General features: G+C 45.6%; 15 protein-coding genes. 6 read left to right on the forward strand and 9 right to left on the reverse strand.

Annotated elements, in window-relative coordinates; translation table 11 throughout:
* Positions 1 to 105 precede the first annotated feature (105 nt).
* Positions 106 to 1,599, forward strand: a complete 1,494-nt coding sequence (locus tag H7T88_RS21645; protein ID WP_260511060.1) for a right-handed parallel beta-helix repeat-containing protein — start codon at positions 106 to 108, stop codon at positions 1,597 to 1,599.
* A 104-nt stretch (positions 1,600 to 1,703) separates the two neighbouring features.
* On the opposite strand, the gene H7T88_RS21650 is transcribed toward H7T88_RS21645, so the two are convergent.
* Together H7T88_RS21650 and H7T88_RS21655 are read right to left on the reverse strand one after the other, a co-directional pair.
* Positions 1,704 to 2,687 carry a sensor domain-containing diguanylate cyclase gene (locus tag H7T88_RS21650; RefSeq protein WP_221790245.1) on the reverse strand — a complete coding sequence of 328 codons (984 nt, stop codon included), beginning with the start codon at positions 2,685 to 2,687 and terminating at the stop codon, positions 1,704 to 1,706.
* Positions 2,688 to 2,710: 23 nt separating this feature from the next.
* Entirely contained in the window at positions 2,711 to 3,517 is an 807-nt protein-coding gene (locus H7T88_RS21655; protein ID WP_154957865.1) for an alpha/beta fold hydrolase, read from the reverse strand.
* Positions 3,518 to 3,728: 211 nt separating this feature from the next.
* Between H7T88_RS21655 and H7T88_RS21660 the strand changes: the two genes are divergently transcribed.
* The 3 genes from H7T88_RS21660 to H7T88_RS21670 all read left to right on the forward strand — a co-directional run bounded on the left by H7T88_RS21660 (position 3,729) and on the right by H7T88_RS21670 (position 6,212).
* Entirely contained in the window at positions 3,729 to 4,943 is a 1,215-nt protein-coding gene (locus H7T88_RS21660; protein WP_221790247.1) for an MFS transporter, read from the forward strand.
* Positions 4,936 to 5,502, forward strand: a complete 567-nt coding sequence (locus H7T88_RS21665) for a TetR/AcrR family transcriptional regulator (RefSeq protein ID WP_154887848.1) — start codon at positions 4,936 to 4,938, stop codon at positions 5,500 to 5,502. The genes H7T88_RS21660 and H7T88_RS21665 overlap by 8 nt, the downstream gene beginning before the upstream one ends.
* A gap of 62 nt (positions 5,503 to 5,564) precedes the next feature.
* A complete protein-coding gene (locus H7T88_RS21670; protein WP_221790249.1) occupies positions 5,565 to 6,212 on the forward strand; it encodes a hypothetical protein in 648 nt (215 codons plus the stop codon).
* A 118-nt stretch (positions 6,213 to 6,330) separates the two neighbouring features.
* Here H7T88_RS21670 and H7T88_RS21675 read toward each other — a convergent pair whose 3' ends face one another.
* Entirely contained in the window at positions 6,331 to 6,699 is a 369-nt protein-coding gene (locus H7T88_RS21675; protein WP_154983275.1) for a VOC family protein, read from the reverse strand.
* 167 nt (positions 6,700 to 6,866) lie between these two features.
* Between H7T88_RS21675 and H7T88_RS21680 the strand changes: the two genes are divergently transcribed.
* On the forward strand, positions 6,867 to 7,424 hold the full coding sequence (locus H7T88_RS21680; RefSeq protein WP_221790251.1) for a DUF1697 domain-containing protein: 558 nt from the start codon (positions 6,867 to 6,869) through the stop codon (positions 7,422 to 7,424).
* Positions 7,425 to 7,644: 220 nt separating this feature from the next.
* On the opposite strand, the gene H7T88_RS21685 is transcribed toward H7T88_RS21680, so the two are convergent.
* The 5 genes from H7T88_RS21685 to H7T88_RS21705 form a co-directional block, all read right to left on the reverse strand.
* A complete protein-coding gene (locus H7T88_RS21685; protein ID WP_154887840.1) occupies positions 7,645 to 8,088 on the reverse strand; it encodes an Hsp20/alpha crystallin family protein in 444 nt (147 codons plus the stop codon).
* Positions 8,089 to 8,302: 214 nt separating this feature from the next.
* Positions 8,303 to 9,493: an MFS transporter gene (locus H7T88_RS21690; RefSeq protein WP_221790253.1), complete on the reverse strand. Its 1,191-nt coding sequence runs from the start codon at positions 9,491 to 9,493 to the stop codon at positions 8,303 to 8,305.
* A gap of 49 nt (positions 9,494 to 9,542) precedes the next feature.
* Positions 9,543 to 10,361 (reverse strand): MerR family transcriptional regulator, encoded by an 819-nt coding sequence (locus H7T88_RS21695; protein ID WP_221790255.1) that lies wholly within the window; start codon positions 10,359 to 10,361, stop codon positions 9,543 to 9,545.
* Positions 10,362 to 10,568: 207 nt separating this feature from the next.
* Complete coding sequence (locus tag H7T88_RS21700) at positions 10,569 to 12,812, reverse strand: carboxylesterase/lipase family protein (protein WP_221790257.1); 2,244 nt, start codon at positions 12,810 to 12,812, stop codon at positions 10,569 to 10,571.
* Between the two features lie 799 nt (positions 12,813 to 13,611).
* Complete coding sequence (locus H7T88_RS21705; protein WP_221790259.1) at positions 13,612 to 15,528, reverse strand: AraC family transcriptional regulator; 1,917 nt, start codon at positions 15,526 to 15,528, stop codon at positions 13,612 to 13,614.
* A gap of 257 nt (positions 15,529 to 15,785) precedes the next feature.
* Here H7T88_RS21705 and H7T88_RS21710 point away from each other — a divergent pair, with 257 nt between their 5' ends.
* Positions 15,786 to 17,405, forward strand: a complete 1,620-nt coding sequence (locus tag H7T88_RS21710; protein WP_221790417.1) for an alkaline phosphatase — start codon at positions 15,786 to 15,788, stop codon at positions 17,403 to 17,405.
* Between the two features lie 144 nt (positions 17,406 to 17,549).
* Here H7T88_RS21710 and H7T88_RS21715 read toward each other — a convergent pair whose 3' ends face one another.
* Complete coding sequence (locus H7T88_RS21715; RefSeq protein ID WP_221790261.1) at positions 17,550 to 20,243, reverse strand: endo-1,4-beta-xylanase; 2,694 nt, start codon at positions 20,241 to 20,243, stop codon at positions 17,550 to 17,552.
* Between the last annotated feature and the right edge of the window lie 24 nt (positions 20,244 to 20,267).

Here is a 20,267-nt window from a genome sequence, read left to right on the forward strand (position 1 = left end):
ACAACTCCTCTCCATTTTATGACTTTTCCAAGCATATCATGGCTTATTCTACCATTCAAATCTGATATAATTAGCTTTCAGATTGTAATTAAAGGAGGAATATCCTTGTTTCGTTTCATCCTGCTCCCTGCTCTAATCCTCACGTTGTTCACATCTTCGGGCTGCCAGGATCGAGCCTTCTCTATTCCTCAACAACCAGATGTCCAAACCGAAACGAATAATCAGACCATCTATTATATTTCACCACAGGGAAACGATAAGAATCCTGGAACCATCCATTCTCCGTGGAAGACGATTCAGTATGCAGCGGATCATGCTTCTCTCGGTAGTACGATCTATCTGCGCCAAGGCGTCTACCCCCAGAAAGTCAAAATAACCCGTAGCGGGCTTTCTTCAAGCAAACCTACGCTAATCTCAAGTTATCCTGGAGAGAAAGCGATTCTCGATGGCAAGAGGTTATCTGTACGCGGCGTCGAAGGCATGGTCGAACTGGACAATGTCAGCCATGTTACGATCTCAAATCTGGAGATTCGTGGCTTCTCCACCACTCAGACGGGACAAGTCCCTGTCGGCATTTATGTACATGGAGCAGGGGAGAACGTGCAGCTTCTCGGCAACCAAATTCATGCCATAGCTAGCCGGGCAACGCCAAAAGGCGATGAACTGCAAGGCAGAGATGCACACGGAATCGCCATCTATGGCACAGAGCATCCACAGGCCCTACGCGATATCATCATTAAAGATAACGAATTATATGACCTCGTGTTAGGTTCCAGCGAATCACTTGCGGTTAACGGCAATGTTGACACCTTCGCCATTATAAACAATACCATCCATGATACGGACAACATCGGTATTGATCTGATTGGATATGAGGGCATTTCAGAGGATGACACGTATGATCGGGCGAGAAACGGCATCGTTCGCGGCAACACCATCTACAACATCACATCAACCCGCAATCCATCTTACGGGCTTCCACTTCCGAATAAAAGTAATTCGGCCGGAGCGATCTATGTAGACGGCGGCACCCATCTTATCATCGATCGCAACAAAGTATACCGGAATGATATCGGAATCGAGATAGCTTCGGAGCACGCCGGTCGTTCCACCAGCAACATCACCGTTCGTGATAACCTGATCTATGCCAATCGACTAACCGGTATTGCTATAGGAGGTTATGACGAAGAGCGGGGCGCAACGGAAAACAGCCAGATCATGTACAATACACTCGCACACAATGATACGTTAAACGCAGGCAATGGACAGCTCCTGATCCAGTCACATACCCAAAATAACACCTTCACCCGTAATATTGTTGCCGCTGGAAGCTCAGACGTGTTGATCTACAACGAGTACACAAGCAATACAGGCAATGTGTTCGACCACAACCTTTATTACGTTAACGGCGAGGCGCAGGAGGCCCTTTGGGTTTGGAAAAATAAAAGCTATTCCGGTGTTACAGCGTACCAACAAGGAACAGGCAATGACACACACTCACGCTACGTCAATCCAGCGTTTGTGAACAGCTCAAAGGGAGATTATCGCCTGCGAACAGGCTCTCCAGCCAAAGCTTACGGCTATCTGGCCCCGAGATAGACGTTGTCTTCCTTTTCTAACCATCGTCTATACCAATAAATAAACGGATCAAGTAAGCAAAGATTCTCTGCCTGCTGATCCGTTTTTATGATGCTTAGCCCGGCTTAACGCCGGACCAAACTAGCGGCATGGGTTACCCGATTTCGCCCGCCCGTCTTGGATGCATAGAGTGCATCATCTGCCTTTTGAAACACAGACAGCTCCGTATCTGCTGCCGAGATCGTTGCCGCGCCAATGCTCACCGTAACGTGATATTCCCCCCAATCCGCAGAAGCTACTTGTGACCGATATCGTTCTGCGATGCTGATGGCTTGTTCCTCTCCGCAATTTGCCAGAATGATCACAAACTCCTCACCACCGTAACGTGCCACCACATCGACCTCACGCGAAATGGATAGTAATAGAGTAGCCAAGTTACCCAGTACCAGATCACCGATAGGATGTCCGTAGGTGTCGTTAATGCTTTTGAAGTGGTCAATATCCATCACAAGCAGGGAGAATTCACGCTGTTCCTCATGATAAAGAGATAGATGATGAGCCATTTTTTCCTGGAAAAACCGACGGTTCTTGAGACCTGTCAGCAAGTCCGTAGACGCCATCAATTCCAATTGTTCATTGACTTTAATCAGCGCCTGCTCTTTGATTTTGTATTCTTCATGCAGACGCTCCAGCTCTTGGTTCGCCTCTTGTGTTGCCTGATATAACTCCTGCAGCTTGGTCTTGGTATTTAAAATGTCCTTTTCATGCTCAATCCGTTTACGCATAATGACGACTACACAGTCCACTATATGTTGCCCGTCCCGCATCTGACGCACCCCGTTGAGCAACACCGGGACGTCTTCCCGCTCGCGATTGCGAAAGGAAAAATACATCTCGTCCACATGACCATACAACTGAATATACGGATAGAAATACGTATGAAAAAACACTTTATTGGTGACGGACATCACGGATTCAATATGTTTGCCCATCAATTCATCCCGTTCACGCCCAATCATGTCCAGTAACGTTTGATTTACCGACATAATGACGCCCGAATCCGATATTGAAAAATATCCACAAGGTGCAGTATCTAATTGAATGTCCATAAAAACAGCCTTTCCTCTATACGTTATGCACTAGCCAGATAATCTTTAATTAATCGAATCGTCTCGCCGGGTTCACTCAGATGAGGGTAATGTCCTCTGGCATTCATCTGAGTGAGCCTGCTGTTCTTCAGATGGGAATGCAAATAATCTCCCACTTCTACAGGAGCGATACTATCATCTGAGCACTGCAGAATCAAGGTAGGCACCGACACCAGATCCAGTTCGATCCGGCAATCAGACAGGAATGTAACTTCGGCAAATTGCCGGGCGATGTGCGGATCACGGGAGCAAAAGCTCTTTTCCAACTCTTCCGTTAGATGCTTGCGTTCCGGGTTCTGCATCACAATAGGTGCCAAATAACTCGCCCAGCCTATAAAATTCAATTGCATCATCTCCAGCAATTCATCAATATCACGCCGCTCAAATCCACCATAATAATGGGGCAGATCATTCAAATAACGCGGAGAAGGCCCCAGCATAACGATATTTTTGAAGAAATGTGGTGCCTGAATGGAGGCAAGCATACCAATCATACTGCTGACGGAATGCCCGACAAAGATGACATCCCGAAGTTCCAGCACTTCCATAATCTCAAGTACATCCTGGGCATAGCCATGAAGATCATTATATTTAAGCGCATCATAATAGTTAATTTGGGACTCCCCGGAGCCTACATAATCAAAGAGAACAACCCGGTACTGTTCAAAAAAAGCAGGCACAATATGTCGCCACATATCCTGATCACACCCAAAGCCGTGCGCAAACATAATCGTCTGACTGCCTGTACCAAGTACATTTACATTGTTGCGTACAAGGACATCAACCGTCATCTCACTCACCTCTCAGAGAGATTATAATTTTAATTTATCAGAGTATTATATCGGAAAATGTTGGAATTAGGGTTAAAAATGTTAATATTTTTACTCTGTTAAATATGAAATAGTTGTTTCAAATTGAAAAAACACCTTTACAACCTGACTATCGTCAGATAAAATCAACCATCATATCGCGCGATATTAGAACATATTTTGGAGGAATATCATGAACACCCTAACATCAGACATATCACCGCAGAAACTTTGGGGAAAATCGTTTATCTTTATCATGCTGGCCAATGCACTTTTGTTTATGGCCTTTGAAATGTTGCTCCCCACCTTACCTTTATTCGTTTCCAGCTTGGGAGGAAATGCTTCAAAGATCGGGCTTGTAACCGGCATTTTTATGTTTTCAGCCATATTAGTTCGACCTTTCACTTCCGTTTTGGCAACAAAGATGGACAAAAAGTACCTCTTGATTATTGGCATCGCCATCTGTGCATTAGCTACTGGCGCATACTACCTCTCGTCAGGTATAGGAATAATTCTTGTACTACGTGTAATCCACGGATTCGGTTTTGGTCTGGCAACGACTTATTTTGCAACAATTGCTACGGAAAACATTCCGAAAAGCCTACGTGGGGAAGGCATGGGATATTTCGGAGTTGGAGAAACCGTCGCTATATCTGTTGGTCCATTGATTGGAACAAGCCTGCTCCTTCAATACAACTACCAGAGCCTGTTCTTGGGCGGAATGTGTATCTTGTTATTGGCACTTCTGATGACCGTTTTTGTATCCAGAAACTCTCAGAGGGAGTCTGAGGACAAATCTTCCGTTCATCCTGCCACTTCCGTAAAACTTATTGAGAAAAAGGTATTATTTCCTTCATTGCTCATCCTGATGGTTGGCGTTGCGGCCGGTTCGATCATGTCTTTTGTCGCTTTGTTTGCTGCGGAGAAGGGGTTCAGCAATATTGCCTGGTTTTTCTTTATTGTGGCGATTGCCAGCTTTGTCGTCAGACTATTCTCAGGAACTATGTTTGATCGCCTAGGTCCAGGGTCTGTACTTCTTCCTTCGGCACTTTTCGCGATCGCCGGGCTCCTCGTTCTGATCCTCTCACAGAACCAGATCCATTTTCTGATTGCTGGCGCACTGTACGGTTTTGGGTTTGGTGCCATTTTCCCCGCCATCCAAACATGGTGTGTCAATCTCGTGGAAGAACATGAGCATGAGAATGCGATGGCTTCATTCTTTAATTTTTTTGACCTCGGCATCGGCGGCGGCTCTTTGGTTCTGGGTCTGGTGGCATCTGCATTCTCCTACACGGTAGTGTATACTATCTCTATCGCTGTTTTAGTGATATACATCTTGTTATATTCGGTATACGCTCTAAAGCAGAAGCAGTTCGAAGACCGATCACTGGGGGTACACATTGAGTAAAAAACGAATTAAAGAGATTGCGATTCAGCATTTTAATCGTTTTGGTTATGAAGGGACCAAGATGGCACAGATTGCCGAAGAAGCCGGTATCCGCAAACAATCACTGGCTTATCATTATTCTTCCAAAAAGGACTTGTTGCTGGAAGTATATGAGGAAGTTGTGCAAGAGGAGCAACAGTTTGTACAAGATTTCTTGGGAATTTCCACTGCAGGAGATACGCTGGAGCAGAGATTATATGCCTTTTTGCTCGAACATAAAAATCGCTTCCTTACTCAGCCCAATGTAGCCTTTATGTACATTCTGTCCTTTATGGCGCCGCTAGAAGTGAATGATTTTGTTTTGGCTCAATACCGGACATATCTCGGCACCTTAAAAAAAGAAGTAACCGCTTTGTTCGCAAGTCATGAGGGGATTCGTCTGAGCCCGGAAGAAGCAACGCTAGCTTTTGTCACTCTGATGGACGGTCTTGATATACAGCTCGTGTACGAGACAAGGCAATCATATGAGCAAGCGATGGCTATTACCTGGAATGTGTTCTGGTCTGGCATCCAAAGCTAAAGCATTCCCCCTTCGTAACTATTACATGAGTCATAACAAACTGATTAGGAGGAAGGCATATCATGCAATCACTGAATGCGGCCTTAACCCGTTTCGTAGAACAACAAGACTTATATAATGAAACCTACGGGCTTTTTCAAAATCACGATCTTCGCCCTCGGGTGCTTCCAGTTCAGCCAGAAGTGGACAAGCGTATTTCCCTTTCGCCGGAGCTTGAGTACCTCTACAGTCACTACGAGATGGTAGACGCTCAAGCCGAAGGAACATTGAAAATGAAAAGCGCAGCTGTCGAAATCGGCGATGCCGCTCTGCTCTTTTTCGTCGCTCCCGAGCATCTGCATCGTCAGCAGCTGGGATTTCGCTGGGTCGGTATGCAGGAACCTTACAAGGAATCCGATTCTTGGTCACCCAATCATATTGTCATTGCCAATGTGAATGATGATCCGATCATCGTTGACGTAGAAGCTTCCCATTCTCCTGTCTACGCTGCCTTTGAGGGTGGAGAACCAAAACGAGTTGCGGATTCCCTAGCCGACTTTTTTACCGCGCTTGCCATCCTGATTGAAAGCGCGTGTTCATTTTCAGGAGAAGTGAAGGACGAAGAAACTTACGAAACCAAACCTGAATATCTTGTCCAGGTGCAGCCAAAATTAAGGGAACTGCTCGGAGAAGTACATACAAAACACCTTATCGAGTATCTATCTTTATGAAGTATATGAGAATGAGGAAGAGAATTGGGATGGTTTTATAGACAATAAGGAACTAAAAAAACTCCCCTTACAGTAACAGCTTTACAATTTAGCTGTGTTCCACTTGGGGAGTCGTATATCAGGCTTTACTGTGAAGAGTGATTAAATAACCATCGGGGTCAGCAAATGTGAAGGTGCGCCCGAATGGTCCGTCGATTGGCGCGGATGTAATTCTTACACCTGCTGCGAGAAGCTTGTCGTGGATGGCTTGTGCATCAGGGGCATGCAGCCACAGAGCGACACCAAGCCCAGGCTGCGTGTCTGCACCAAGTTTTACTCCTGGCATAAGATCACGAAGAGCAAACGCGATGGGCTTTGTTTCAAAAACGACTGCATGAGGCGGTCCAGCTTGTGAACGGACCAGACCAAGATGATTTTGATAAAATGTTGCCGAGCTTTCAAGATTGGTCACCTGAAGTGAAATGAAATCGGGTCCAATGACTGACATATGAATAACGTCCTCCTTTATATTGGGTTAATCAAAGATTGCTAAGATCTTATACATAACCTCGCTTGCTTGATATGTATCTTGATTATAAAGACCCTCTCTTGCCAACAGTATGTCAGTAGCGTTTTTCATTTTTAAAAATTTTCAAGTGGTTGGGGGATGTATACATGATCTACGTTGCTTTGCTACGGGGTATTAATGTGGGCGGCAATAACAAAATCGGGATGAAACAGCTGAAAGAAACGTTTGAACAGGCTGGTATGCAAGAGGTAGTGACTTACATCAATTCTGGCAATATCATCTTTGCCGATGATCAGGTACGAAGCGATGCCCATGCTGAAATATCTGCAATTCTGGAACAGGCCATTGCTGCGGATTTTGGCTTACAGATTAAAGTTCTCGTGCGTGACATGGATGAGATCACATCTGTCATGCAGGCACTGCCTTCCGGTTGGACCAATGATGATCAGGCCAAAAGTGATGTTTTCTTTTTGTGGGAGGAAATTAACGATGTCGATATTCTGGAGAAGCTGCCTCTGAAACCCGGTGTAGGCGAGCTTATTTATGTACCTGGTGCGCTCCTGTATTCAGTTGGTCGAGAGGAAGCAACACGGAGCGGCATGAATAAACTTGCAAGCTCGAAGATTTATTCGTACATGACGGTTAGAAACGTTAATACGACGCGTAAAATTTATGCGCTTATGCAAGCCGCTGCTGAAAAATAAAACCAGCATTCCTGTTCAGGAACAGACTCCTTTCATGTACTTGCTCCACCAATCGTCTCAAGGGAATTCGTTCCTGCCTGCGGAACATGAAACATGTATTACATAAAAAGGACTTAACATCAGTTCTCTGATGTTAAGTCCTTTTGCATACCTTTTGCATTTCATTTTACGTCTTAAATCCTATCTTGCATTCCTAAGAATGACTATGCTTATGCCTTCATCAGTCAATCTGAATACGTCTGCGTGTCTGTTCATCATCTGGACGTTTCGGAATATCCAGCTTCAGCACACCATTTTCCAGCCGTGCCTTGATATTCTCTTCGTCAATATGATCCACGTAGAAACGGCGGACAAATTCCCCGGCACGACGTTCTTGACGAATCATTCGATTATCGTCGTCCTTTTGCTCAACCAGTTCATTACGTTTGGCGCGAATGACGAGTTCATTGCCTTGCACCTGAATATCAATGTCTTCTTTGGCAAAGCCAGGCAATTCGGCTTCGACCAGATATTTGCCGTTTTCCTCACGAATGTCGGTACGGAATGGTTGCATACTGCTTCCAAACGAAGAGAGGAATGAAGTGTCAACCATGTCATGGAAGGATTTCAGCATCTGTCCGAACGGGTCATCATTTCTTCTGCGAAATGGAATCAGATCAAACATGAACATCATCTCCTTAAATGTGGTTGGGTTTGTTGTTGCTTACATCTATTATTGTATTCATGATGCTACGATGGTTCAAAGCCGATAAAATGCGATTTAAGGCAATAATCTGCGATTTTGGTTAAATACATTAACATAGATCGTTGTATCATTTATTTTGACTAAATCTGACCTTCTGACTTTGTCTGACCAATTTTTGATACTTCACCGCAACTCACTGCGTATTGATCTCCTGTCCAGAAGTCGCTAATCTTTTCCTCTTGCTTGCTCCCCCAAACTGTAGTACTGCTAATAAAACGGCTAAACCTACCGCAACAAAGCCTGCCCAATTCAATGCCAGAACCGATGAACGGCTGATCACAATCCCGCCCAACCCGGAACCCAGTGCAAAGCCGAATTGGATAAATGACGTATTCAAACTTAGCGCAATGTCCGGACTACGAGGGGCTAACGTCACCAGATATAATTGCTGGGCAGGAGAGATGCTCCATGTAGCCAACATAAATATCATCAGAACCAGGATCAGCAAGATCAGATGTGCACCCGTCACAGCAAATAACAGAAGCGTCAGACCTTGCAACACCAACCCAAGAAAAATGGTGAACTTCGATCCTCTGGCATCCGCCAGTTGTCCGCCCAATTTGGAACCCATAAAACTACAGATCCCTGCCAAAAACAAGATCAGGCTAATTTCGGTCATGGTAAGGGACGAAGTCGTTTGCAAAAACGGCGTAATATACGTGAACAAAGTTGCGTAACCGCCCACATATAACAGTGACATCATCAATGCGATTATAATCGATTTATTTTTCAGCAACGAGAGCTGCATGTTCACGGTTACCTTCTCTTGCTCGCGGATGGAAGGAACCTTTTGATAGATAATCAAAAATGGAATAACACTGAGCAGACCTATGACAATAAATAACATTCTCCAGCCAAACATTTCACTGAAAAATGTACCGATCGGCACACCAAGCACAAGTGAGCTGCTTAATCCCATTAGAATAATTCCAATCGCATTACCACGCTTTTCATTCTCCACAAGCCTTGTTGCTGCCGCCATCGCAACGACCGTTGTCATGCCACCGCTCGCTCCCTGAATGATACGTATCCAGATCATCGCCTCATACGAGAGATTCAACATCATGATGCCATTGCTGGCAATAAATACCCCAAAGGTTAGGAGCAATAGTTTCCTTCGGTCAGCATTAATGGTTACGGCGATCAAAATAGGTGCAACAATAGCTGCTGCAAGAGCAAATACCGTGACAAGCAAGCCCGCTTCCGCCGTAGATACGCCAAGATCGGCGGCCATCATCTCAATAATTCCGGTGATAATGTATTCAATGGTGCCGATTAGAAACACAGCCAGTGCCAGAATATAAATCGTTCCTTTATTTTTCAACCCTTCTCACTCCATCTTCTATATGTTCATTTTCACTTAAGCCTTCTAGTTACCTGCACGTGATAGGAATCTGAATCTCGATGTACTGTGCATCCTGTTCAGGAGATAAGGGCAAATAGTATTCTCTGCCCGGCTCATTCTCTTTGATCTGGTAGTTGTTTTTCTCGATCCACCGTGCTAAATGCACACAGGCTGCCCCATCAAATGTGGAATGCGAATGAAACGCCATAGAGGCGACCATCGGTTCCGGCGGTAGATTCCTGATCTGAAACGGCTCAGTAACTGCAGGAGGCTGACCCGTTAAGAAGTAACCGACTTCGTACTCGAATTCATCCTCTTTTCCATCCACCTCTCGCCACAACACAACCTGTGGTCCCTGAATCCATTGGCGCAGGTCTTTGGTTAGCAGTGAATCCAGATGACCCAGCAGTTCCGGAATACGCTCTTCTCCCCCGTTTCCAGTAAAGAACAGGAAGGTCTGAGCAGCCTCGGCTTTAATTCGGATCTCCTGGCCTGTCTCCCATAGTCCTTCGCTTTCCATAAGCTGGATGCGTTCTTCAATGCGGACAAGCCTGGCTTGTTCCATATCAATCATTTGCTGAATCTCACTTCGCTTCAGTCTCAACATGCCCTGAATCTGTTCATGCGAGATGTCTTCCTTCACTAGCTGCGTGATCTGCGGCAGTGTAAAGCCCAATTCCTTGTAGATCAGAATCCGGTTAAGTTCGAGCAACTGATCTGCGGAATAATATCGGTAGCCTGTGTCCTCGTCTACTTTACGCGGCTTGAGGATACCGATCTGGTCGTAATAGCGCAGCGTTTTTAAAGAAAGCTTGCTGAGTTTGGCAAACGTACTGATTTTGAACAATATATCATCTCCAATCCATTAGCTTAACGTGAGTATACAGTCTCCCGTGCAGGGGAAAGTCAAGGGTAGCATGTGAGATAAGCAGAGTTATGTAATCGATTCTAAAAGTAACAGAAAAAGAACAGGAGCAAATGATCCCCTGTCCTTCCTTCTCATTTTAAGTTAATTGCTGTCATTTTTCTTAACTTAATTTTTGTGGTTTTTCATTTACTCCCAGAAGAAACGGCCTGCAAGCACTTTTTCGTTCAACAGTTTGTACGTCTCTTCAGGCAATTCCTGCTTCATCTTCGCATTCACAGCTTCTTTGCCCTGATTATATTGGGAGGACATGCCGATCTCGGCAGTTGTGTTATTCGCATCCAGTCGCATGATCGGTGCTTTGGCATTTTTCGTCCATGGCGTCCATGCAGCAAGTGCAGACGTTCCGCCCGTACCTGGCTTGCCCGTATACAGGAACTGCTTGAGGTAAGCGGCCATCGCAGCAGACAATTGCTCACGTCCAGGCTCGTTGGCATCACTGAAATAACCTTCAGGGAAGTAAGCCGCAATACCTGCTGCTTTTCCTGTATAGAAGTCCATATCGGCACCATGCGGAGCCCCTAACAGGGTACGCAAACGTTCAGAGATGACGCCAGGCTGGGTTCCCCATGCAAAACGATATGCATATACTGGCGGCTGACCCGCCGCACTGGTTAACTTTTCAGCAACTCGCTCCGCATTAAAGCCTGCGTATGCCTCGCTACCATATTTGATTGCAGCCGCATATTGAGCTGCTTTCGTCTGATCCGTAAACAATGTACCATCATTGATCGATGGAGCAAAGTTTGGATCACCGAAGGCAAAAGCAGAGAATTCCGTTTCCAAGCTACCCAGCAATACAGGCACTTTCGTATATTTGCCACTGTTGATCGCATCAAAACCTTCTTTTGGAATGACCGTACCATCACGGAACAAATGCGGGAATGGTTGCATACGGATGGCCGTTGCGCCAAATACCGTCACCAGTTTATCCGCAGGCAGTGCACGCAGATATGTTTCCAGCTGTGCAGGTGTTTGCTTGCTGATCCAGGCCTTGGCTTCGCCTTCATTTGCAGCTTTGCCTTCTTGCACAAGCAGCTTCACGATCGCATCCTCGGATTTCTGCTGTCCTTCTTCAGGTGATGCAGTCGTCAAACCACCGCTGAACGCAATCGCTTTTTGATACAATCCCTTGCTAAGCGGTGAGATAAGCGTTGCGAGAACATCACGTGCCCCGGCAGATTGACCCGCAAGTGTCACGTTTCCTGTATCGCCGCCAAAACCTGCAATATTATCCTGCACCCACGTTAATGCACGGAACGCATCCAACAAGCCATAATTGCCGGAATCATCCAGAGCATTGCCTGTTTTCAGCGCAGCATTTTGGAAGAAACCTAGTGCTCCCAAACGGTAGTTCACCGAGATAATGATACTGTTTGTATTGCGTGCAAGCTGTTCTCCCTGGAAGTCCTTGCCTGATCCAGTCATATTGCCGCCGCCGTGCAGGAATACCATGACTGGTAGTTTGGTGCTGGTTGTATTCGGACGCCAGATGTTCAAATATAAGGAATCCTCACTACCCACTGTAGTTTTACCGGAAATTTGCAAGCTGTTTGCCGCGAACTCTTTGGCTTCTCTTGTGCCTGTCCAAGCCTTCGGTTCTTGTGGTGCTTTCCAGCGTAGTTCGCCTACCGGAGGTGCTGCGTATGGAACACCAAGCCAGCCAAGCGTGCCGTATTGATCATAGGCTTTACCATCAATGGCACCGTATTTTGTTTGTTGCAGCGTTTGAGGTTTAAACGCTCCCGCCTGTTTATGTTTGGACCAGAGTTGTTCGAGCGTACCTGTACCATTTTTGAGCTGAGCCTGCAAAGCCTGTGCCGTGGCTTCAGCCATTAAACGGTTGGTCAGTTGTGTCGTTCCTTTTCCTTGAAGGGATTGGATACCATGGCTTGCCGCAAATGCGGAAGCTTCTCCTGATGTGTAATCCGTGCCTGCTTCATAACCAAGAGCCTTGAGTAGCAAATCTGCATATTCCTCTGCTGTCAGTGGAGCATTAGGCGCAAAATGTTCCGTATCCGTGACCACACCAGCTAAATAAGGATGCTGCTTCAAGTATCCAACGACGGGTTGCAACACCTTGCCTGCCTGAGCGGCATCCGTATACGTTTCGGTTCCTTGATAGGCCAGAGCCTCTTTTTCCAGACCTGATAAACGCAAGTAAAGCACCGCGGCTTGAATACGTGTGGCATGTTTACTCAGGTAAGCCGCGTTCACGCCTTGCCCATTCCCGCGAATAAGCTCGGCTTTTACCAGTTTGTCCATAGCCGGGGACAAGGATGGAGCTGTATTCCCTGCTGCATAAGCGGGTAGACCCGATACACACATGCTCAGAATCGCTGCTACTGCAATAGAACGTTTCATTTTTTTCATTGGTTATTCTCCTCGCTGTCTAGTCGTGTATGATGGAAAAATAGTTTCGAAATATTGCACCGCTCGGTACAGTATTCCAAGGTTTGGATCATTCTATTTCTTGGTCTTGGAAGAACGGAAGAGCGGCCCTCCTTTCTGCTGACATGAACTGTTGTAACCCTTCGGTTATGACATTCAGGCGGATCATATATAAAAAAACCTGAATCAAAGGCACACAGACGTTGGATCACATCGTCTATTGCCCTCAATTCAGGTTTTGCCTGCAATACGTAACAACCCTGAGAATAATGAGGTGTGATATGGAATTATTGTCACTCTATATAAGTTAAACTAAAAATTTTACACAATCCACTCCGATGACAGAATAACCTTTCAATCGCTGTTATCCCCAGATTTTTTGGATTCCCTTTTCTAAAGGGGAAAATCCGGTGATAAAGGCGAACGCTTCGCTTTTCCAGGTTTTTTCTGCCCTCTTCGTTAACGTGTAAAAGAAATCATTCATCTTATATAGTAAAACGCAATCAATCGCCTGATTTTCCAAACGAAGCGAATGAACTGGAACAGGTCTTGCCCTGAGATCGGTTACAATCCTGTTATTACCGTGATATTAGCACAGAATGAAAGCGCTAGCAATATCTTTTTAAAAAAAGTATCACTGCTTACAGTTCTCGGCTCATGCTATAAAAAAAACCATGAACAAATCCGGATGGATACATTCATGGTGTTACGTGCATGGTATTCTGTTACGATCAGGCAGTATTAGCTAACCTCTCAGTTATTGCTAGTACAGCAATTACAGCTATTGGAGCTTTTTCACTTGTTCAATCAAACTGTCCAGACCCTTATCCGCCAGATACGGCCCATAGTTCCAGTAGTTCCTGGACACGTTGATAATTCGATTATGTTTGATCGCGGGAATGCTCTGATATACCGGTTCCTCGAACAGTTCCATCATCTGATCCATCTCTTCATCTTCCATCTGAGTGAAGAAGTAGTCGGCAGGCTTGTCTGCCAGTTTTTCCAAGGACAGTACTGTGCCGCCATCCGAATAGATTTTATACTGCTCAGGCATGGAGAAACCAAAATCTTCATAGATTAGCTTGCCCAACGTACCGCCCTCGCCGCCAAGCAATACCTCTTTATTGTAGATCACAAACGACATGGCTGTTGTGCCCGGTTTAATATTAATGTTCAGTTCACTGCGAATGCTCTTCAGTTTCGCTTCAAACTTCGCAATCCATTGCTCGGCTTCATCCTTACGATCCATAATATCCCCCATCGTTCTCAGGGTATTAATAACATCTGGATCACCGCCCCAGGCCACCGTAATCGTTGGTGCGATTTTGGCATACGTATCTACAATTTCCTTGCTTGTATAGTCCGGTACAATGATCACGTCTGGTTCCAGACCTGATATCATTTCAACGTTACCGTTGCCTGAGCCGATGTCCGGAACACCTGCCAGTTCTTCTGGATATTGCTCCAATGTTTCCGTGTTTGCACCTGCTGGCTTCATTCCGAGAGGTAACAGATATCCGCCATAGGTTATGATAACTGGTTTGGAAGGCTGCGCCGGAATCTCAACCTTTCTTCCTGTAGCATCTGTATACGTTCGAGTAGATTCCTGTACCGGTTCTGCACTCGTTGCAGGCTGTGACTGTTCAGTTCCCGCCCCGCATGCTGCGAGCAGCAGCGATAAACTAAATAATAAACTAACCGCCAATGTTGGCTTAAAACGAAGGTTCAACTCGTCCACGCTCCATGTGTTGTATTGATAATGATTATCGTTATTACCAATATAACTATCGATGACCCTGTCATCAATGAACGATTCAGACTTCTTATTCGTACGATTTGAACCTTTGATTCGATGACTGTGCATTTTATACTGTGCTGGCGTCTCACCTGTTATACGTTTGAAAATACGGCTAAAGTAGTACAAATCCTTGTAACCAACACTTTCAGCCACCTCCCGGATCTGTGCTTCTGTCTCGGTCAGCAAACGTTTCGCTCGCTTGATTCGAGTCTGAATGACATAGTCCATGGGACTGCATCCGTACTTGCGTTTGAATACCCTAGCCAGATAATGCGTGCTGTAATGAAAATGCGTAGCCATATTTTCCATGGAGATAGAATGAGCGTAGTGCTCCTGAATGTAAGCTTCAATCTGCTCCGCCAGCTCTAGCGATTCGACCTGCCGCTGACGTGCCATCTTCCACTGCCGAAATTGCTCGTACACAAATTGATAGAACAATCCTGTCACCTGCAACCGTTCCAGTTCATCACTAGACATCCAGAACTCCGCCATTTTTTCCACAATCGTAAGAAGTGTTAATGGGTATGATGCTGCAAAAAAATAGGGTTCTCCTCCCTGAAACGCATTCACGCCTCGTATACTTCCATCTTCCGATGATTCAAGAGGTACCGGGGCTGATTGCGGTTTATATAGCAGTAAATAATAATCTAACGGTTCCTTCATACAACGAATCCGCAATGACGTACCTTTTTCACCATGCAGAATGAGTGTCTGATCCGATGTAAATCGGTTTATCCCGAATTGAATGTCTGCTTCGCCTTTACTTAGGATCAAAAAAGCCGGAGCCGGTAAAATGGTTGTCGATAACTCTTGTTCTGAATGTAATACGTTATGGCGGATATCGATCAGTTTCACTTGATTGTTATTCCACCACCGAATGGCTTCTGACCATTCTTTCATGTTGAACCACCTCAAAATGATCATTGGACTTTGGTTCCTGCATGTCCGATTTCATCCTTACCATACTAGAGTGCTCAACGTTTTGTCCAGTTTGTCTATTATGTAAGCTTTGACTTATAATCGTAATTTTTACAATTAATTAACCTAAAGCTAACGCTCGTTTAGCAATTGCCCTATACACTGGGTTCTGGGACTAACTATACATATTTATTAGGAGGATGTTCATGTTAAATCGCTTCAATACCCGTGCAGCCAAAATGATGCTCGCGGTCACCACCATTGTTACAGCTACGCTGGGAGGCAGTAGTGCAGCTTGGGCTGCGGAAGACGGTATTTCAACAACTTCTGCATCACCTATCAAAAATGTAATCATTCTTATTCCTGACGGTATGGCTAATGATGCTACTGCACTGGCTCGTTGGTATAAAGGTTCATCCCTGACCATTGATTCCATGGCAAGCGGCATGGTTCGTACACACTCCGCGGATGCGCCGATTGCGGACTCGGCTCCTGCAGGAACAGCCTTTGCAACAGGACATAAATCTCATACCGGTTTTGTCGGTGTTTTGCCGGACAAGGCTACCATTCCTGGACAAAAACCGATTGCAAAAGGCGACGAAAGGAAACCTGTTGCTTCCGTATTAGAAGCTTCCAAACTTGCGGGTAAAGCAACGGGTATTGTAGCTACCTCCGAAATTATGCATGCAACACCGGCAGACTTCTCTGCCCATTATCCTGACCGTAAAAACTACGATGCACTCAGCAAACAACAAGTCTTCAATGGCATCGATGTTGTACTGGGCGGCGGCAGTAAGTATCTGGAACCAGCTGGACGCAAAGACGGTAACAATCTCGTTGCCTCCATTAAAGCACTCGGCTACGATTATGTAACTACACCTGCGGCGATGAAAGCATCAACTTCCAACAAATTGTGGGGTATGTTCTCTCCTGCAGGCATGTCATACAACATGGATCGTGATCCAGCCAAGCAACCAAGTCTTGCTCAGATGACATCCAAAGCGATTGAAGTTCTCTCCAAAAACGAGGACGGTTTCTTCCTGATGGTCGAAGGCAGTAAAGTAGACTGGGCTGCTCATGCCAATGATCCGATTGGGATTATCAGTGACGTGCTCGCTTTTGATGATGCTGTAAAAGTAGCGATGGACTTCGCCAAAGCCGATGGACAAACTGCTGTTGTAGCCGTATCTGACCATCAAAATGGTGGACTTACGATTGGTAATGCATCTACAACAGGCACGTATGACAAAGAGCCGTTGTCCACTTTTATCGGACCTTTGAAAAAGGCTAAATTGACAGGTGAAGGTGTAGAAGCGAAACTGGATGCGAAACGCACCAACATCAAAGCAGTCATAAAACAATACTACGGCATTTCCGATCTGACTTCCGAAGAGGTTGCTGCAATTAAAGCCGCCGAGCCAGGTAGCCTGAACTATGTCGTAGGCCCTATGATCAGCAAACGTGCCGGTATCGGCTGGACAACTGGCGGACACACGGGCGGAGACGTTGTACTGTACACTTATGCTCCAAATAATGATCGTCCATTTGGTGTCATAGATAATACAGATGTAGCCAAATACATGGCACGTGTCCTCAATCTGGATCTGGACAGTGTAAGCAAGCAACTGTTCGTACCTGCCAAACAGGCGTTTACAGCCAAAGGGGCCACATACAAACTGGATCTGACGGATGTTAAAAATCCGAAAATTCTCGTAACAAAAGACAACACCAAACTGGAGTTGCAAATCTACAAAAACATTGCACTCGTGAATGGCAAAAAGACAGCTCTTGAAGGTGTGATCGTGTATAACGGCGTAGATGCTTATGTACCGCAAGGCGCTGTGGATCTTATCCAATAATAACAACCTTACCGAATAAACAGAACACCCAAACTTAGCGAGACGCCTCGCCGTGTTTGGGTGTTTTTCTGATGATTGGATGATAGATAGAATGACTGAATGTGCGACTCTTCTTGCTTACTTATTCATAGTCAGTCAAACGATTTATTTTGAAAACGTCAGAATGCCATACTGGGAAGTGTTCTTCCAGCTGTCATTGGTGAGATCATTCCATTTTGCCGTACTTTTGTTATTGTTTCCTTGGTTATCATTAATTTGAAGTTCAAATCCCATGACTTGGCCTTCCTTCGGCACGAGGGACTGTAATCTGATCCTAGCCTCCACCTGATACCCCTTGGACGTTTTCTTCACAGCACTTTGGAGTCTTCCCGGAGAGGCACTACCAGCAAACGTACCTATATTATCTGCACTGATCCGGAACTGGGCATCATCGTATTGATAGAACGGTGTACGCTGATGATTTTCATCCAGGAAAATCTCAACCGAATCCTGATCCCATGGATCAGGAGCGTTGGTTATAATTTGTGGATCAGTGACATCAATGAACAGATATAAATCCTGACCAGACCACATCGCACGGGCCTCAGCGGATGCTCCTCCGCTCTGATTCAGTGGTGTAATATGGAATGGAGTAACCTTATTCCATTTTGCATCCTTCTCACCATCTATCGTTACTGTTCCTTGCAAGGCTTTCGCAGACTTAGGCATACTCGCAAACTGAATAACGCCATATTTGCTGGTGTCTTGATCCTGGGATAGTGTGCGGTCATTCCAGTACAGAACCTGCTGTCCTCCTGAACTGTTGTTTCCACCATCGGTCACCCGTACATCCAGGCCAACTTCACGTGCAAGTGCCCCTTGTGCATTAGTCAATGGTATGGATAATTCAACCTGATAACCGTCCGCCGCTTCACGAACGCGATACGTATTTGGCTTAGCTCCTGTCACTTTGCCTGCACGGCTTATGGTGATATGTCGATCATCTGCCTCATACACAGGAGTTTTGCCATTGTTCAGATCAACGAACAGCTCCACTTTATCTTTGGCATGTTTGGTCGTATCCTTTACGTCAACCAGAACATACAAATTATTTTTATCCCACAACGTACGGAACGCCGCTGAACCCGAATTGCCTTTCAAAGCTGTGGAAACAGCCTTGTTCCAGAGTGGATCTTGTTTGGCTGCCTTCGTATTTGGTGTACCAGACAACGTAACCGCCCGGTTCGTTAAAATAGGCAAGCTTGATTCATCTGCCAACCCCCAATAGGCCGGTTTGGATTGCAGAGCACTATCGAATAAAAAGGCTTGATTGTTATACGATTTCTCATCCTGTAATCCCCATAAGGTCACCGATGAGATGACATCGCTATGTTTTTCATACAGGTCAAACAGCTCTTTATAACGATATGCCTGTTTCACAGCAACGTCCTGAGGTAATGTCTCACCATAAGGAATTCCGCTATCGACATCCAGTTCTGTGATTTGGATATCCAGTCCAAGACCAGCAAACAGATTGATTGTTTTCTCAATCTCATCAATCGGCGGAGATTCAAGATTATAGTGGGATTGCAGACCCACGCCATCAATCAGCCCTTTTTCTTTCAACTTTTTCACCAGTTGATACATATGCTCTCTTTTTTCAGGAATTTCGGTGAAATACTCGTTGTAGTATAATTTCGCATCCGGGTCGGCAGCACGTGCAAACTCAAACGTTTTCTCAACATAATCCGGGCCAATCAGCTCGTAGAACGGGCTTTTGCGCATTCCGTTTGCATCCCCGTTACTATCTGCAATCGCTTCATTCACAACGTCCCAGGCGTAAATTTTGCCTTTATATCGTTTCATGACCGTATCTACGTAATTCTGAACCCGACTGAGTAGCAGCTCCCTGCTCGCAGGGTTGCCTTGGTCATCCTTGAACATCCACTCTGCGGCATCAATATGCCAGAGCAAGGCATGTCCACGTAAACCCATTTGATTTTTCTGTGCAAAGTCCACATATTCATCCGAGGCTTGGAAGTCATACACGCCTTTGGAAGGGGACACAAACTTCGGTTTCATCTCATACGTTGCGGTCAAACTGTTAAAGTGTTTGGTTAACAATTGACCGTAAGCTCCTTCAAGCTGCCAGCGATACACCGCGGCTCCAATCGGAAATTCAGTCTGGTACAGATCTTGCAAGGAAGGAATATCGGTCTCAATAGCGAGTGGTGCGGCTTCCTCAATTGTGAAATCATCCACATAAAATGACAATGTATCTACCGTGTCGTCGGAAACATAAGGTGTTTCAATAAAGAAATTCAACTCCTCGGGATTATCGCTGTATTGGTACGTGGCCGTAACCTTATGCCATTGCTGCCAGTCGTCTTTGGGAATCGTGACCTTGTCTAACATGTTCCAGCTCTCTGCCCCATTCTTCTTGTAGGCCGTTAGCTGAATCGTCTGATCTGAAGCTGGTTTCTCCGTAAGCCTGACATAGAATGAAATGTTATAAGTAGAATTCGGCTTCAACAGACCTTTCATTTTCAGCATCGGCCCATGAAAGGAGCGCTGACGGTTCGAGACAAGCATACTCCGAGTACCTTGATGCGCTGCCTGCTCTGAAACGGTCAAACTTTCGCTGCCAACACGCTGAAGCCAGCCTTGAAGTGTCCCATCCTCAAAATCGGTTTGAAGCACCTTGAGGTTCTGCCCAGAAACCGCCGCAACCCCGGAACTTGCTCCCTGTTCAATCTGTTGTTCTTGCGCAAAAGCAGCCTGCTGAAAAGGAACCGTCGTCATCACCAGCATCGTTGCCAGCAGGGTTGAACTCATTTTTTTAAACACCTTCGTCTTCATTTCATTCCTCCTCTCAATTTAACT

The sequence above is a fragment of the Paenibacillus cucumis (ex Kampfer et al. 2016) genome (assembly GCF_019748695.1).
GTDB lineage: Bacteria > Bacillota > Bacilli > Paenibacillales > Paenibacillaceae > Paenibacillus > Paenibacillus polysaccharolyticus.

Bases quoted from the DNA above. Each gene is read 5' to 3' on its own strand.
- H7T88_RS21650 (WP_221790245.1), bottom strand. From the start codon at position 2,687: ATGGACATTCAATTAGATACTGCACCTTGTGGATATTTTTCAATATCG.
- H7T88_RS21655 (WP_154957865.1), bottom strand. From the start codon at position 3,517: ATGACGGTTGATGTCCTTGTACGCAACAATGTAAATGTACTTGGTACA.
- H7T88_RS21660 (WP_221790247.1), top strand. From the start codon at position 3,729: ATGAACACCCTAACATCAGACATATCACCGCAGAAACTTTGGGGAAAA.
- H7T88_RS21670 (WP_221790249.1), top strand. From the start codon at position 5,565: ATGCAATCACTGAATGCGGCCTTAACCCGTTTCGTAGAACAACAAGAC.
- H7T88_RS21675 (WP_154983275.1), bottom strand. From the start codon at position 6,699: ATGTCAGTCATTGGACCCGATTTCATTTCACTTCAGGTGACCAATCTT.
- H7T88_RS21680 (WP_221790251.1), top strand. From the start codon at position 6,867: ATGATCTACGTTGCTTTGCTACGGGGTATTAATGTGGGCGGCAATAAC.
- H7T88_RS21685 (WP_154887840.1), bottom strand. From the start codon at position 8,088: ATGTTTGATCTGATTCCATTTCGCAGAAGAAATGATGACCCGTTCGGA.
- H7T88_RS21700 (WP_221790257.1), bottom strand. From the start codon at position 12,812: ATGAAAAAAATGAAACGTTCTATTGCAGTAGCAGCGATTCTGAGCATG.
- H7T88_RS21705 (WP_221790259.1), bottom strand. From the start codon at position 15,528: ATGAAAGAATGGTCAGAAGCCATTCGGTGGTGGAATAACAATCAAGTG.
- H7T88_RS21710 (WP_221790417.1), top strand. From the start codon at position 15,786: ATGATGCTCGCGGTCACCACCATTGTTACAGCTACGCTGGGAGGCAGT.
- H7T88_RS21715 (WP_221790261.1), bottom strand. From the start codon at position 20,243: ATGAAGACGAAGGTGTTTAAAAAAATGAGTTCAACCCTGCTGGCAACG.